Raw genomic sequence first — 16,304 nt, forward strand, 5'->3', positions numbered from 1 at the left:
TATTATAAATTAAAATACCATTTTTCGTTGTTGTTGTAATGCAAACTTCCTTGTACTACTTCTAAAGGACAATTGAAATTATTTGTAAACAATCCACCAGTTCCTAAACCTTGAGGCAATGGATTATTTAGAGTATAAGTCCATTGTGCTATTGCATTTAAACCAACATTGCTCTCCAAAGCACTCGTTATCCAGTTACCTATGTTAAGGTTAGACGCAATTTCTATCCATTCGTTACTACCTTTAATACCACCGACTAAACTTGGTTTTAAAATGATATATTGTGGTTTTATTGTTTCAATACATTTAACCTTATTTTCTGTGAAAAATACTCCAATTAGTTCCTCGTCTAAAGCAATTGGTAATGGTGTTTTACTACAAAGTTCCGCCATTTCTTGCCACTGACCTTGTTTAATAGGTTGTTCGATAGAATGTAACTCTAACTCAGACAATTTCTTTAATTTTTCCAAAGCATTTTCAGGGGTAAATGCTCCATTAGCATCAACTCTTAACTCAATTTCCTTCACAGAAAACTCATTCCTTATAGACTGAAGTAATGCTAATTCAGTATCAAAATCAATAGCCCCAATTTTCATTTTTATGGTTCTAAAGCCCTGCTCTAATTTATCCTTTATTTGCTGCTGCATAAAGGCCTTATCTCCCATCCATATTAATCCATTTATTCCAATAGATTTTTCTCCTTCTGTAAATTTTGAGGGGTATAAATTGAATAAATCATTACTATTTAATGATAAAAATGCTTGTTCTAAACCAAATTGAATTGAAGGAAATTCCTGCGTATGATCTAAAAGCTTTTCCAAACCGAGATTAATATTTTCAACAACCCATTGTAACTTTAACTCATAGTTAGGGTTATCATCAGCACTCAACCCTCTAAACAATCCGCATTCTCCTACTCCTTTTTCACCTTCCTTTTCTAAGAATAAAAACCAAGTTTCCTTTGTTTTTAATATTCCCCTTGAAGTACCGCTGGCCTGCTTAAACTCTAAAATATATCTTTTATAAGAAGCTTTAATCATTTGAACTTTCTACAAATCTTTTAAAATTATTCAAATACTGCTGATCTTGCTCGGCCAGTTTACCTTTAACCAAGGGTAACATGCAACCTAATATAAAGTTATCGCTTTTTACATTGGTGATTAAAGACAATTTCGTGTTACCATTAGATGATGTTTCGAAAGTATAATCATCAATCTTTAACATTCCTCCACCGTTGAAAAATAATTTAACTCGCTCATTATTCACAAAATCTAAAACCTTTTCTTCTAGTACAATTTCATTTCCTTGATTATTAACTGTAATCATATATGTGCTCCCCTTTACCTCTTCGGTTTTAACTACCGATTTAATAGATTTAATTTCAGGAATCCATTCCGATAGTTTTTCATCATTATTAAATATTTTGAATACTTCAGGTAATGGTTTGTTAATAGTTACTTCAGATGAATATGTTAATTCTCTAACAAAAATTCCAAGAGCAAAGAACGCTATAGATAATGCTACTACAATACCTAGTATTATCTTTACTATCTTCATTTTCTTTTGGTCAGCCTTATTGTATTTTGACATATTTAAAAAATTATCTTATAAATTTATGCTACTTCCTATTTCAAGAAGAATCAACTCTTTTTGACTATTTGAAAACTTCTCTTTTGCTTCTTCAGTGTCAATTTCTATCGGAGGGAAAGTGTTGTAATGACAACCTATAACTTTATTACATTCAACAAAATCACTAGCAATGACAGCATCATCAACTCCCATTGTAAAATTATCTCCAATTGGTAATATTGATGCGGTTAAATTTGTAGTCATTGGTATTAATTTCATATCCATTGTTAAAGCCGTATCACCAGCTATATAAAGCGACTTATTTCCAGCTGTAACAACGAATCCACCTGGTTCTCCTCCATAAGTTCCATCAGGGAAAGAAGAGGTATGTACAGCGTTAACATACTTAGCAGAAAAATTATCTGTACTAAATGTACCTCCATGATTTACTGGATGTCCCTGCAATCCTTTTTCACCAAAATACATTACAATTTCATAATTTGATATTAGCAAGGCGTTTGTTTTTTTAGCTAAAGCCTCAACATCTAAAATATGATCTTGATGTGCATGAGTTACTAAAATATAATCTGCCTTTATCGTATTTAAATCAATATTCGATGCTAATGGATTTCCTGTAATAAATGGATCTACCACAATATTAACTCCATTGATTTCTATACCGAAACATGCATGACCGTAAAATATTATTTTCATATGTTTATTTATTTCTTTAGTTGTTACCTAAACTGTAATTAAAAGAATATCATTCAATAATATAGGAACATCCTAAACAAGTTAGTTTTATTCTTTTTATAAATTTATAAAACACTACCTAAAGCAAAAAGTATTGCAAAAAGAAATGTACTCAGGGCTACTTTTTTAAGTTCTCCATCTAACTTTGCCTCTTCCTTATTTTTCATTACAAACAGTACGTGCTTAATTAAAGGAATATATGCTAGTAAGAATAAAAATTGAGCTGGAGAATGATACTTTATAACTGTGTAAAGCAATGTAAATAACAAAGATGCACCGATTAAATAGTAGTGGTAGTATTTGGCAAATTCAGAACCTATTTTTACCACTAGCGTGTTTTTCCCTGATTTTGCATCATTTACTCGGTCTCTCATATTATTTAAGTTTAATACAGCCGTACTTAATAATCCGATAGTAAAAGCAGGAAGAAAAACCGTAAATTCTAATTGTTTTGAATATAAAAAGAAAGTTCCGACAACGGCTAATAATCCAAAAAATAAAAAGACAAAAATATCTCCAAAACCACTATATCCGTATGCCGATTTACCTACTGTGTACTTTATAGCGGCTGCAATCGATGCTAAACCCAACCCAAAAAACAACAAAGAATACCCAAAATCATCCTTACCAAAAGCTACATATATCAATAAAACAGCAATAATTAACGTAAGAACGGCTGTAATTATCATGGCTTTTTTCATTTGGGCAGGAGTTATCGCTCCTGATGACACCATACGGGCTTCTCCTTCTCTGTTATCATCCGTTCCTTTTACTCCATCACCATAGTCATTTGCAAAGTTCGATAATACTTGAAAGCCGATGGTAGTAAGTATGGCTAACCAAAAAATTGAAGATTGTAAAATATTTGTATTTGTTAATTCAATACCTATATTTTTCGATAATGAATTTACTATCCCATGAGTAATACCAATTGAAGCTCCAACAATTATTCCAGATACTGACAACGGTAATGTACGTAATCGTGCAGCCTTTATGTAGTTTTTCATATGTTTATCTCGATTGTCCTTTATATTTTCAAATGAAATGCCTCTTTTCAAATTGTGAGGCATATACCTCAAACGAATTAAGGTTTTATATGAGTTTTATAAAGTATCAAAGATACTTATTTGACATGAAATAACATATGCTGTATATTTTAGTTATTCAATTTAGAAATAAATAATTAGTGCGCTTTGCGCTAGATATTTATAATTTTTATCCCGTTATTTTGGTATAAGGAGTAGATAACTATTGAAGCTTATAAGGTATTCCTTTTTACTTGAAGAACTTTTACTATTCCAATAGCATAAACATTTAGGGTTACTTTATCCTTCGATATAAATAAATGTTTCTGACCATTGCGTTTGACTCAGATTTTTGTTATCCACATATTCTACAACAAAAGAAGTCTACTCTGCAAAGTCAGAAACATAAAATTTAAGAGTTTTAAAATCTTTAATATCTTGGAGTAGTTTACATTCAGAATACTTCACCAAAACAAAATTAACATTAGGTATAAATTCCTATCAACCCATTAATATTAAATAAAAACTCTAATTAGCCTAAACTAACTTTCAATTAATTTATCTGTTCACTTGAAAACTAAAATTAACTTTCTGCCCGCGTTCTCCTATTACAAATTCACGTTCAGTTATAACATTATTATCTTGCAATGATTTTACAAAAATTGAATATGGTGTGAAATTGAATTCGGTCAAATCCTCGTAAGTAAAGTCAAAGTTCGCTTTGAGGTTTAGATTCACCGTGTATCCTTTTCTATATGGAAAAACATTGGTTTCTGCGGAGTTTTCATGTTTAAAAGAATCATTCTCCTCAAAAACTGTGTTAATTTTCCCTTTATGTGCTCCAGAGGTTTTGGATACTACAATACTAACGGAAGTTAGCCTTCCTTCTCCGTTATTTGGAAAATCTGAGTTCCCTTCACATGATATTAACATGATTGCACAAACAATTGTAAATAGATATTTCATCATAATTTATTTTGAATTATTAACATGACAAAACACACAAAGTTTATACCAATAGAAAAGCGCATTACAATTGTAACACGCTTTTAAGAAAGTTTTATATTCTTATTATAAATTATTGGCCTCAGCTATAAGCTCGGCAATATCTTTTACCACTATTTGCTCCTCTTTTTCCTTAAACTTAACACCATCTGTCATCATGGTATTACAATATGGGCAACCTGTTGCTATAATTTGAGGGTTTGTTTCAAGAGCATCCTCTGTTCTTAAAATGTTTACATCTTTATCACCTTTTTCAGGTTCTTTAAACATTTGGGCTCCACCCGCACCACAACATAATGCCGTTGATTTATGACGCTTCATTTCGGTCATTTTTACTCCCAAACGCTTAATTAATTCCCTTGGAGTTTCATAAACATCATTCGCTCTTCCTAAATAACAAGGATCATGATACGTTAGCCTTTTATTTTTAAGGTTTTCATCTTCTACTGAAAGACGTCCTTCACTAATTAACTTACTTATATATTGAGTATGATGATATACCTTATAATTTCCTCCTAAACTAGGATATTCATTTTTAAATGTATTAAAGGAATGAGGATCGCAAGTTACAATCGCTTTTATCTCATATCCATTTAAAACTTCAATATTCATCATGGCTTGCATTTGAAACAAAAATTCGTTTCCTGCTCTTTTTGCCGCATCACCTGTCGAACTCTCTTCAGTACCCAATACCGCAAAATCAACATTTGCTTGATGTAAAATTTTAACAAAAGCTCTTGTTATTTTTTTTGCTCTATCGTCATAACTTCCAGCTGCTCCAACCCAAAACAACACTTCTGGTTGCTTTCCTTGAGCCATCATATCTGCCATTGTTGGTACATTCATAATTCTTTATCGTTTAATTGTTGATACATTTCTTATTTTAATCTTACTTCACTAAAACTGAACGACTATTCATCCTTCCAGTTTAATCTATCCATTTGGCTATACTGCCAAGGTGCACCATTATTTTCAATGTTGGTCATCATCATATTTAGTTCTTGAGGAGCGGCTGACTCTTCCATAACTAAATAACGACGCATTTCCATTATAATTGATAAAGGATCAATTCCAATCGGACATTCCTGTACACAAGCATTACAACTTGTACATGCCCAAAGTTCTTCTCTTGTTATATAATCATCTAGTAATTGTTTACCATCGGGTTTAAATTCTCCACCGTTGAAATCTATATTATTTCCAACTTCCTCAACACGATCACGAGTTTTCATCATAATTGCGCGAGGCGATAATTCTTTACCTGTTAAATTTGCGGGACATGACGATGTACAACGACCACACTCAGTACATGTATAGGCGTTCATTAATTGTACCCAGTTTAAATCTGTTACATCTGATGCTCCAAACTTTTCAGGTTCACCTTCATCTTCTCCTTCCTCAGGCATTGCATAAGGATCTGCATCCGGGTCCATCATCATTTTTACTTCTTTAGTTACCGAAGCAACATTTGTAAACTGTCCTTTTGGATTTAAGTTTGCATAAAAAGTATTAGGGAACGCTAATAAAATATGTAAGTGCTTAGAATAATATAAATAATTTAAAAATATAAGTATTCCTACAATATGAACCCACCAAGCCGTTTTTTCAATTACATGAAGTTGATCATGCGAAAATCCTTCAAACCAAGGTGCTATAAATTGAGAAATAATATTTCCAGCTCCAGCTTCCTGAAATCCAACATCTGTGGCATTCATAATTAAAAATAACGACATCAATACCATTTCAAAATATAGAATAATATTTCCATCGTTCTTAGGCCATCCTGTCATTTCTTTATTCCAAAAACGTTTAATTTTTTCAACGTTTCTTCTGAACCAAAATATAATTACAGAAACGAAAACTAATAAAGCAAGCACTTCAAATGTTCCTATTAAAAAGCCATAAATACCATTTCCTAATGGTTCTTGAAATACTCTATGCGTTCCAAACAAACCATCTACAACGATTTCGAGCATCTCTATATTAATAATTATAAATCCAATATAAACAACAATGTGTAAGATTCCAGAAATGGGTCTTCTTACCATTTTGTATTGTCCTAAGGCAATTTTTGCCATATTCTTCCATCGCTCGGGCTTCCTATCATTCCTATCAATATCTTTACCTAGTTTGATATTTCTAATCAGCTTTCGAACATTCATTACAAAGTATCCTATTCCTGCGATTAATATAATTGCAAAAAAGATGTTTGGTACGTAATTTTCCATGTATTATTTGTTAGTTATTGATGATTCCAATTGTCGTCTTCGGAGCTATTAGGTGACAATCCTAAAATATCTCCTTTGGTGGAAACTCCTAAACCTAAAACCGTTCTGTTAGCATAATTAAAATAGCTGACGACTTGGTTTATTTCTAGGATTTCACCATCGCTAAATTCCTTTTTTCTTAAGAAATTGACATTCTCTTCAGTTAACTCTGAAGGTTTTAGAGTAAGTTGTTTGGCATATTCTAAGCCTTCTGCATATTTATGATCCAATACATGGCTTAGATTATTCGTTTCTAAACTTTTTCTTAGTTCAGAAGCTTGTTTATCATCTTTTAACAATCTTTCCAGTCCTGAGTAATGATGTTCAACGCAGTAATCACATTTATTTAACATACTTACATAAACCCCAATGGTTTCCAAATACCACTTAGGCAAAGTATTGTTACTATTATGTAATACGTTTTTATATAATGCCATATGCCCGACCATAGTATGTGGTCTAAGGCCATGAATAAGCATTATATTGTCAACATTATTGTTTGGGCCTGTTACTTTTTGATAAAGTTTTTTTAGTTTTCCTTGAGCCTCTTCAAATGAAATAATTTTAATCCAGCTCATTAGTTATTTATTACTAACGTTTTTAATGTTATTTTCTTCGTTATACGGTTTTGCTTTTTTTCCAAATAATGAAAAATGTACAAAACGTTTTGGGTTTAATTTCATTTCTCTTAAAAGCTCTTCTAATTCTTTGGAAGCATTGGTTAAGTTAGTATACATTGCCTTATCCGTCATTAACTTTCCAAGTGTTCCTTTCCCACTCTTCATATCGGCTAAAATCGCATTTACATTCGTTAATGTAGTTTCTAGCTTTTTCACCGTGGCTCCAAGATTTGCTTTAGCTAAATCTTCCGAAACTTTAGAAAAATCTTCAGTAATCTTCTTCGTGTTTCTAACTGTTTCTTCGATGTTCCCTTTGCTATTCTTCAACATCGAATTTACAGATGCCAATGTTGTTCTGACATCCATAATTGTCTTTTCGAAATTTAAAATAGTTCTATTTAAACTTTTACGAGATTTGTAATCTAATACCTGGTTGAATCCTGTAACTAAAGAATCAACTCCATCCATAGTATGTTCTAACCTTGGCGTTATTTTATCGCTCAAAGAACCTATCAGATCCTTTTCTATTTCACCTCTTAAATAATCGCCTGACTCAGCTTCCTCTCCTTCATAACTTGGAATAATTGCCAAGTTTTGACCTCCCATTAATCCTGCCGAATAAATTTTAGCAATACTGTTTTTACTAAATTTAAACCTATTTTCTACACTTAGTTTCACTACTAAGTTACCTCTTCTCTCCGGCTTTTTATTAAAATTAATTTCTGAAACTTTTCCTACTTTTAATCCATTAATGGAAACAATACTAGCTTCATTTAATCCACTTATGTTATCAAATTCAACATAAAAGTATCTTGTACCTGGATTAAAAAGATCTTGACCTTTCAGAAAATTGTAGCCCCAAACGAATAATGCTATAATAATTACTGCAACTATTCCTGTTTTTAATTCTTTAGACATGCAAAATGATTATTACAAGCGAAAATAACAATTATTTTCGGTAGTTAGTATGTAGATTTGATCTAAATTACAAAGAATTAAGTGCTTCCTTAACTGAGATTTTTTCACCGTCTTTAAATGCAACAACAAAAGCTCCTTTATGTCCTACTTCTCTCGCTTTACCCTGCATTCGTTTTACTTTTTGAAAATCAGACGTTTTACCATAATAATATTTATAGTAACCTTCAATAAAAAGTGATTCGACATTACTTAATCCTTTAAAGTTAAAGTTTTTTGAAAGTTTACTTCTGGAAGCTGCTATTTGCACTCTGAAGTGTACCCCTTTTTCTATTTTCTTTTTCGTTTCTATCTTCTTCGGGGTATCTTTCTTCTTTTTAATCTCTTTTGAATTACTAGCTACTACTTTTTTTGTTTCTTCCTTTTTTACCGCAGGTTTTATCTTTTTTTCAGCCGGTTTCTTTTTTACTTCTTTTTTCTCTGTTGAAACAATTGGAGTATCCCCTACTGAGTTTATCTTTATTTGCTTAATGTATTTTTTAATAGCATCAGCAATTGCTTTTGCCATTTTATATTGACCTGCTCTTGAATTTAAAAAATATCCTTCTGCTTTATTCGAAATAAAACCTAACTCTATTAAAACACTAGGCATTACCGTTTCTCTTAAAACCAAAAAATTAGCTTGTTTTACTTTTCTATCATATCGCTTTATTCCTCTGAAATTTCTTTGTACAAGTCCACCAAAAGCTAAACTCATATCTAAATTTTCCTCTTGTAACACCGATAATGCGATTACGGTTTCTGGAGAATTGGGATCGTAATCATAGTTTTTCTTATAATCATCTTCAAGTAGAATTACCTCATTCTCCTTTTTTACAATCTCCAAATTTTCTTTATTTCCTCTTAATCCCAAAACATAGGTTTCAGCACCATGAGGTCTACTTGAATTGTTTGCATTACAATGAATTGAAACAAACAAATCAGCATTTTTCTCATTTGCTATTCTGGCTCTATTATGAAGCTCTATAAAAACGTCCTTCTTCCTAGTATAAAGTATGTTTAAATCCTTTTCTTTCTTGAGAATTTCACCTGTTTTAAGAGCTAAACTTAAAGCTATTTTCTTTTCTATGTATCCTCCTCTTGAAGCTCCATAATCTTTACCTCCATGGCCAGCATCCAATACTACAGTATATTTTTTCTGTGCACTGACTGATGCTACACCATATACAAAGACAAATCCTAAAAAAAGGATAAAACTTAACTTTTTGATAATATATTTGCTGAATTTTAAGATTCTCATCAATTATTTTTAAGTAATTTTGGCGTTTAAAATTTGTATACTCAAATAGTAAGCCATAATTTTAATTTAACACAAAAATAGTATTTATAGTATTGCGAACAAATCTAACTTACATACTTTTATTTTTAAGTTTTCTTAGCTTTTACCAAGGTTATTCTCAGGATTTGAATACACAAAATAAACCTACAAAAAAAACTAAAGATTCTTTAAACATTGCAAAAGATACTGTTTTTGGCAGAAACTTAAAAGACGTAATAAAACCTTCTAAAGATTCTATTCCTAATGATTCTATCGTAAAACCTAAAGAAGTAATTGACGGTATTATTACCCATGATGCAGAGGATTATACTATTCAGGACGCCAAGAATAAAACCATTACGCTTTATAATAAAGCTAGAGTAACCTATACGGATATGGATTTAAAGGCTGGTATTATTATTTTGGATTATAAAAACAATACTGTTTATGCTAAAGGAATAAAAGATAGTTTAGGGTACCATCAAAGACCTCAGTTTAAACAAGGTGCTCAGGAAAGTGAACAGGATTCTATTCTATTTAATTTCAAAACTAAAAAAGCATTGATTTATGGTGTAAAAACCGTTCAAAGCGATATTATTACCTATGGTACCAAAACAAAACGCGTAAACGATTCTACTGTTTACATGCGTAAATTACGTTTTACAACCTCTCAAAAAGAAATTCCTGATTATTATATCGCTACAAGTAAAGCCAAGTTAGTGCCAGGCAAGAAAATTATTGTTGGAGGTAGTAATCTAGTGTTAGCAGATGTTCCGACTCCTTTATATTTACCATTTGCCTACTTTCCTTTAACGGACAAAAGAAGTTCAGGTTTTATTATTCCAACATGGGGTGATAGTAATAGTCAAGGTTTTTTCTTACAAAATGGAGGGTATTATTTTGCTGTTAGTGACTATTTTGATTTAACGGTGTTAGGTGATGTTTATACCAATGGAAGTTGGGGATTGAGGGCTGATTCTAATTATTATGTTCGTTATAAGTTTAGTGGAAATTTTAGCGTACGTTTTGAAAATATTATTCAAGGAATTAGAGGTTTAAGTGGTTATAGCAAATCTTCAAACTTTAATATTAGATGGAGCCATAGTCAAGATGCTAAATCTAGCCCAAATTCACGATTTTCTGCATCGGTAAACTTAGGTAGTAGTCAATATTATAGTCAATCATTAAATGAATTTAACAATTCGCAAAGATTAACTAATACATTAAGTTCATCTATTTCATATTATAAAAAGTTCGTAGGAACTCCATTTAATATGAATATTACTGCAACACATCAACAAAATACAAATAACAATACCATCTCAATGACTTTCCCATCATTGCAAGTAAATATGGATCGAATTTTTCCATTTGCGGGAAAGGGAGGAGTTAAAAAGAACCCTATTCAAAAAATGGGGCTAAATTATAGCATGAGTGGTCAGTATAGTATTAATACTACGGATGAGGAGTTTTTTACTGAAAAAATGTTCAGAGAAGCACAAGCTGGTGTGCAGCATAACCTAAGTACTAGTACCAATATTAAAGCCTTTAAATATTTTACTTTATCTCCTTCTGTGAACTATAAGGATGTTTGGTATTTCAGACAAATTAGAAAACATTACGATCCAGATGTTACCAACAGTCAAGGAAACCTAGGTGCTGTTGTTAATGATACTCTTAGAGGATTTACAAGATTCCATGAATATAATTTTGGGGCTTCGATGTCTACAAATATTTATGGTACTTTTAACTTTAAAAAAGGGCGATTAAAAGCAATTCGACATACTATAAGACCCACTATTTCTTATGGTTATAGACCTGACTTTGCAAATGCTCATAATTTACAAGTTCGTCAAAGTAGCGTTGCTACTGACTTTCTAACATATTCTCCATTTGAAGGTGGAATTTATGGTGGACCGAGTAGCGGGTTATCTAATTCTATTAGTATGTCCGTAAATAATGTTCTTGAAGCGAAAGTAGCTCCTAAGGACCCTGATAGTGATGAAGAAGACGAAAAAGTAACCATTCTTAACAACTTAAATTTTAGTACCAGCTATAATATTGCCGCAGAGAGTTTTCGTTGGTCTCCGGTTAGCGCAAGCGCAGGAACACGCTTATTTAAAGATAAAATGGCACTTAATGTAAATGCCAGCTTCGATCTTTATCAATTAAATGAGGATGGTGAAAGAATTGAAAAAATAAATCCTGGTCTTCTTAGACTTACCAATGTAGGTGTTACAGCCAATTACTCAATTTCTAGTAAAGATTTTGAAAAAAAGGACGAAAATGAAAAAGAAGAAAAGGACAATGGTAATGGTGCTCAAAATACTCCTGACGTTTTTGGACAAGATATTCCAAACACCAATGCTTTTGGTAATAATGGAATTGGAGACGGAGAGGACAATTCTTCTAAAACAAAAGTAGCGAAGTTATATAAGGCTAAAATTCCTTGGAGTCTAAACTTAGTTTATGCAATGAATTATTCCAAACCTGGAAACGTTGGAAACATCAGCAATAATTCTTTAATGTTTAGTGGTAATGTTGAACTCTCTCCAAAATGGAAAGTTGGTTTTTCTTCCGGATATGATATTAAAAATAATGCTTTTACATTCACAAGATTAAACTTTTCTAGAGATTTGGATAGCTGGAGATTTAATTTCAACTGGACTCCTTTTGGTAGAAACTCAGCCTACTACTTCTTTATTGGGGTAAAATCTTCTGTAATGAGTGATTTGAAATGGGATAAGAATAAACCACCAGATAGAGTGTTGTTCTAATCTATTCTTCTTAATTTAGAAGCCATAAAACTTTAAATATAACTAATCGAAAATCTCATTGGCCAAAATTCATTTTTATACAAGAAATAAAGGCTACATCTGATTTAAATTATAAAACAACATACAGATGAAAGAAATTATTACAACTACCAAAGCACCACAACCTATTGGTCCATATAACCAGGCAGTTTTAAAAGGAGATACGCTTTATACTTCTGGACAAATTGCTATTAATCCAGAATCTGGAGAACTAGTATTAGATTCAATTGAAGCAGAGACTAAACAGGTTATGAAAAATATGAAAGAGGTTTTAGCTGCAGCAAATATGAACTTCGAAAACGTAGTAAAAACTTCTATTTTCATTTCAGATATGAATAATTTCTCAAAGATTAATGAAGTATATGGTCAATATTTCAATGAAGACACAGCTCCTGCCAGAGAAACTGTTGAAGTAGCTAATCTTCCGAAATTTGTGAACGTAGAAATTAGTATGATTGCTATTAGATAGCCGCGAAATAACTAAATTTAAAATAACAAAATACCATGTCAAGAGAATTTTCTCTTGGCATTTTTTTTACATCTAATTTAATTATAATCTCTATATAAAAAATCCCGCTTAAAAGCGGGAGTATGTTTTAAAGGTTATTCTAAGTTCCTATAGACTAGATGAATATATCAATAAATCAACAATTTTAGTCGCGTATCCAAACTCATTATCATACCAAGATATAACCTTAAAGAAATTCTCATTTAATTCTAAACAGGCATCAGCATCTATTACAGAAGTCCTTGGCTCTGAAACAAAATCCTGAGACACGACCTCATCCTCCGTATATCCCAAAATTCCTTTTAATTCTCCTTTAGAGGCTTTTTCAAAAGAAGTTAATACTTGTTCTAAAGACGTTGACTTTTCAGTTCTAAAAGTCAAATCAACTAACGACACATTTGGTACGGGAACTCTAACTGCCATTCCAGTTAATTTTCCTTCTAACTCAGGCATTACCTTAGTTACGGCAATAGCCGCACTTGTACTGGTTGGAATTATATTATTAACTAGAGTCCTCCCTCTTCTCCATTTTTTATTAGGTCCATCCACCGCATTTTGAGAAGATGTTGAAGAATGAACTGTTGTCATCAGTCCTTCCTTTAACCCAAAATTACCGTTTATAACTTTCGCTACAGGAGCCAAACAGTTTGTAGTACATGAAGCATTAGAAAACACCGTTTCTTCTTTTGTTAATTCCTTATGATTTACTCCCATCACATACATTTTCGCATCCTTCGAGGGAGCCGAAATAATAACTTTTTTTGCCCCTGCCTTTAAATGAAGTGAAGCTTTATCTTTATCCGTAAAATGACCTGTAGATTCAATAACATAATCGACCTGAACTTCATCCCACTTTAATTTCTCTGGATTTCTTTCGGCTGTAATCCGAATTTCTTTTCCATTAACAATTAAATTACCTTCTTTAACCTCTACTGTTCCTGGAAAACGACCATGAACCGAATCGTACTTCAACAAATAGGCTAAATAATCCACATCCACTAAATCGTTAATGGCTACCACCTCGATATTATCTCTGAGAGTTATAGAACGAAGAGCTATTCTTCCTATTCTACCAAAACCGTTGATTCCAACTTTTATCATGTCCCTTTTTTAATTTATCGTATTTAACCTAATAAAAAGCCTTGGTAAAATCAAGACTTAACACCTTATTTTTTAAGGAGTACAAATATAAACTATATAAAGACAAAAAAACTGGCAAGAAAAGAATTCCTACCAGTTTTGAACAAATTTACTATATATGTTTACAACGATGAAGAAAGTTCTTTTTCTTTTACGCTAGATAATGATGCTGAATACTCTGCTAAATCAACTAATTTAGTTGCATATCCCATTTCGTTATCATACCAAGAAACGACTTTCACAAAATTGTCAGATAATGCAATACCTGCGTTGGCATCGAAAATAGAAGTACGAGTATCTCCAACAAAATCTTGTGATACCACTAATTCTTCAGTATACCCTAAAACACCACGCATTTCTCCTTCAGAAGCTTCTTTCATTGCTACTTTGATATCTTCATACGAAGCTTTGTTTTTTAATCTTACGGTTAAGTCTACAACAGAAACATCCATAGTTGGAACCCTAAACGCCATACCTGTTAGTTTTCCGTTTAATTCAGGAATTACTTTTCCTACAGCTTTTGCTGCACCTGTAGAAGATGGAATAATATTATGTAAGGCTGCTCTTCCTCCTCGCCAATCTTTCATTGAAGGTCCATCAACTGTTCTTTGAGTTGCTGTAGTAGCATGCACAGTTGTCATTAAACCTTCCTCAATACCAAACTTGTCGTTTAGTACCTTAGCGATTGGAGATAAACAGTTAGTAGTACAAGATGCATTTGAGAAAATAGTATCAGTACTCTTTAATTCATTATTGTTTACTCCCATTACAAACATAGGTGCATCTGGAGAAGGTGCTGAAATTACAACCTTCTTAGCTCCTCCGTCAATATGTAATTGCGCTTTGTCAATAGTTTTAAAAATACCTGTACACTCTAAAACATAATCTACTCCTACTTCATCCCACTTTAAGTTTTCAGGATTACGTTCTGCAGTTATTCTCACTTCATTTCCATTCACAACTAACTTATCACCTGCAACCTCAACTGTTCCATCAAACTCTCCATGTACAGAGTCATATTTTAACATGTAAGCTAAATAATTTACATCATCTAGTAAATCGTTAATAGCCACAACTTGAACATTTGAACGTTTCACTGCAGATCTAAAAGCTAATCTACCAATTCTACCGAATCCGTTAATCCCTATTTTAATCATAATATATTCTATTTTTATGTAGTCATTATATCCGAAACTCGTAAGAGTTCCATATTTATTTCTTGTATACCTTTTATTGCTTTTTCTAAATCTGTAGCCACCACTTGATTATTTTGTAATCCAACCATAAGGTTCGATCGCCCATCAATCAGTAATTCTACTGCTTTTACTCCCAGTCTACTTGCCAATACCCTATCAAAACAAGAAGGAGAACCTCCACGTTGCATATGACCAAGAACTGACACTCTCACTTCATATTCAGGTAGGTTTTCTTCAACGTAATCAGCCAATTCAAAAACATTCTTTCCTGATTTATCACCTTCAGCAACTACAACAATACTCGAAGATTTACCTGATCTTTTACTCTTTTTAAGAGACTCTAACATTCTGTCTAAACCAAGGTTTTCTTCAGGTATTAAAATTTCTTCTGCTCCTGCTCCTACACCTGCATTTAAAGCAATAAACCCTGCATCTCTTCCCATTACTTCAACTATAAATAATCGGTTATGTGAAGAAGCCGTATCGCGAATTTTATCAATCGCTTCCATTGCTGTATTCAAAGCCGTGTCATACCCCAAGGTATGAGATGTTCCGTAAATATCGTTATCAATTGTTCCAGGTATTCCTACCACTGGAAAATCATACTCTTGGTTAAATACAACTCCACCAGTAAAAGAACCATCTCCTCCAATAACAACAAGACCATCTATTTCCTGTTCTTTTAAGTTTTCGTAGGCTTTTTGCCTTCCTTCTTTGGTCCTAAAATCTTTCGACCGAGCCGACTTTAATATTGTTCCCCCTTTGTGAATTATATTGTTCACACTTCTCGCAGTCATGGTAACGAAATCTCCTTCAATCATTCCTTGATATCCACGATATATTCCTACACATTCTGTTCTATAATATGCACATGCTCTCACAACCGAGCGAATTGCCGCATTCATTCCTGGAGCATCTCCTCCAGATGTCATAACTGCTATTTTTTTCAATCTTTTTGCCATAATCTGTTTGTCAAATCTAGTTATTTTTTGCTTTGATATTTCTAAAAAAAACGAAATCGTTTTCGAGCAAACCCTTTAAAAACCTTGGGTTTAGAGCTATTTAAATATGTTATTACATACCTCCTAACTTCTTCATGTTTAAAAAAATAAGTTGCTATATATGTTTGATTATTTTATATGTCTTTAAAACAATAATACTACTTCTTTTTA

General features: G+C 32.2%; 15 protein-coding genes. 2 read left to right on the forward strand and 13 right to left on the reverse strand.

The features are described from left to right. Window positions 1-2: 2 nt before the first annotated feature. The 10 genes from ACKTTV_RS08535 to ACKTTV_RS08580 form a co-directional block, all read right to left on the reverse strand. Complete coding sequence (locus ACKTTV_RS08535) at window positions 3-1,040, reverse strand: o-succinylbenzoate synthase (protein ID WP_408030415.1); 1,038 nt, start codon at window positions 1,038-1,040, stop codon at window positions 3-5. Continuing rightward, window positions 1,033-1,590: an SRPBCC family protein gene (locus ACKTTV_RS08540; protein ID WP_408030416.1), complete on the reverse strand. Its 558-nt coding sequence runs from the start codon at window positions 1,588-1,590 to the stop codon at window positions 1,033-1,035. Before ACKTTV_RS08540 ends, ACKTTV_RS08535 begins: the two co-directional genes overlap by 8 nt. 15 nt (window positions 1,591-1,605) lie before the next feature. Beyond that, window positions 1,606-2,283 carry a metal-dependent hydrolase gene (locus tag ACKTTV_RS08545; protein WP_408030417.1) on the reverse strand — a complete coding sequence of 226 codons (678 nt, stop codon included), beginning with the start codon at window positions 2,281-2,283 and terminating at the stop codon, window positions 1,606-1,608. Between the two features lie 104 nt (window positions 2,284-2,387). Next, entirely contained in the window at window positions 2,388-3,329 is a 942-nt protein-coding gene (menA, locus tag ACKTTV_RS08550; protein WP_408030418.1) for a 1,4-dihydroxy-2-naphthoate octaprenyltransferase, read from the reverse strand. 576 nt (window positions 3,330-3,905) lie between these two features. Further along, window positions 3,906-4,316, reverse strand: coding sequence for a hypothetical protein (locus tag ACKTTV_RS08555; RefSeq protein ID WP_408030419.1), 411 nt, complete (start codon window positions 4,314-4,316; stop codon window positions 3,906-3,908). A 102-nt stretch (window positions 4,317-4,418) separates the two neighbouring features. Then, window positions 4,419-5,198, reverse strand: a complete 780-nt coding sequence (locus tag ACKTTV_RS08560; RefSeq protein WP_408030420.1) for a (Fe-S)-binding protein — start codon at window positions 5,196-5,198, stop codon at window positions 4,419-4,421. A 65-nt stretch (window positions 5,199-5,263) separates the two neighbouring features. Then, window positions 5,264-6,580: a 4Fe-4S dicluster domain-containing protein gene (locus ACKTTV_RS08565; protein ID WP_408030421.1), complete on the reverse strand. Its 1,317-nt coding sequence runs from the start codon at window positions 6,578-6,580 to the stop codon at window positions 5,264-5,266. 14 nt (window positions 6,581-6,594) lie between these two features. Further along, window positions 6,595-7,197 carry a carboxymuconolactone decarboxylase family protein gene (locus tag ACKTTV_RS08570; protein WP_408030422.1) on the reverse strand — a complete coding sequence of 201 codons (603 nt, stop codon included), beginning with the start codon at window positions 7,195-7,197 and terminating at the stop codon, window positions 6,595-6,597. A 3-nt stretch (window positions 7,198-7,200) separates the two neighbouring features. Then, a complete protein-coding gene (locus tag ACKTTV_RS08575) occupies window positions 7,201-8,157 on the reverse strand; it encodes an MlaD family protein (protein WP_408030423.1) in 957 nt (318 codons plus the stop codon). Between the two features lie 67 nt (window positions 8,158-8,224). After that, window positions 8,225-9,454, reverse strand: a complete 1,230-nt coding sequence (locus ACKTTV_RS08580) for an N-acetylmuramoyl-L-alanine amidase family protein (RefSeq protein ID WP_408030424.1) — start codon at window positions 9,452-9,454, stop codon at window positions 8,225-8,227. Window positions 9,455-9,618: 164 nt separating this feature from the next. On the opposite strand from ACKTTV_RS08580, the gene ACKTTV_RS08585 reads away from it, so the two are divergent. Together ACKTTV_RS08585 and ACKTTV_RS08590 are read left to right on the forward strand one after the other, a co-directional pair. Continuing rightward, on the forward strand, window positions 9,619-12,249 hold the full coding sequence (locus ACKTTV_RS08585) for a putative LPS assembly protein LptD (protein WP_408030425.1): 2,631 nt from the start codon (window positions 9,619-9,621) through the stop codon (window positions 12,247-12,249). A 127-nt stretch (window positions 12,250-12,376) separates the two neighbouring features. Then, window positions 12,377-12,757, forward strand: coding sequence for a Rid family detoxifying hydrolase (locus ACKTTV_RS08590; protein ID WP_408030426.1), 381 nt, complete (start codon window positions 12,377-12,379; stop codon window positions 12,755-12,757). Between the two features lie 147 nt (window positions 12,758-12,904). Here ACKTTV_RS08590 and gap (ACKTTV_RS08595) read toward each other — a convergent pair whose 3' ends face one another. The 3 genes from gap (ACKTTV_RS08595) to pfkA form a co-directional block, all read right to left on the reverse strand. Further along, on the reverse strand, window positions 12,905-13,897 hold the full coding sequence (gap, locus tag ACKTTV_RS08595) for a type I glyceraldehyde-3-phosphate dehydrogenase (RefSeq protein WP_408030427.1): 993 nt from the start codon (window positions 13,895-13,897) through the stop codon (window positions 12,905-12,907). Between the two features lie 161 nt (window positions 13,898-14,058). Further along, window positions 14,059-15,093 carry a type I glyceraldehyde-3-phosphate dehydrogenase gene (gene gap, locus ACKTTV_RS08600; RefSeq protein ID WP_408030428.1) on the reverse strand — a complete coding sequence of 345 codons (1,035 nt, stop codon included), beginning with the start codon at window positions 15,091-15,093 and terminating at the stop codon, window positions 14,059-14,061. 14 nt (window positions 15,094-15,107) lie between these two features. Continuing rightward, entirely contained in the window at window positions 15,108-16,094 is a 987-nt protein-coding gene (gene pfkA / locus ACKTTV_RS08605; protein ID WP_408030429.1) for a 6-phosphofructokinase, read from the reverse strand. Window positions 16,095-16,304 lie beyond the last annotated feature (210 nt).

Origin of the sequence: Tenacibaculum xiamenense, from assembly GCF_964513065.1 — a bacterium.
Lineage (GTDB): Bacteria > Bacteroidota > Bacteroidia > Flavobacteriales > Flavobacteriaceae > Polaribacter > Polaribacter xiamenense.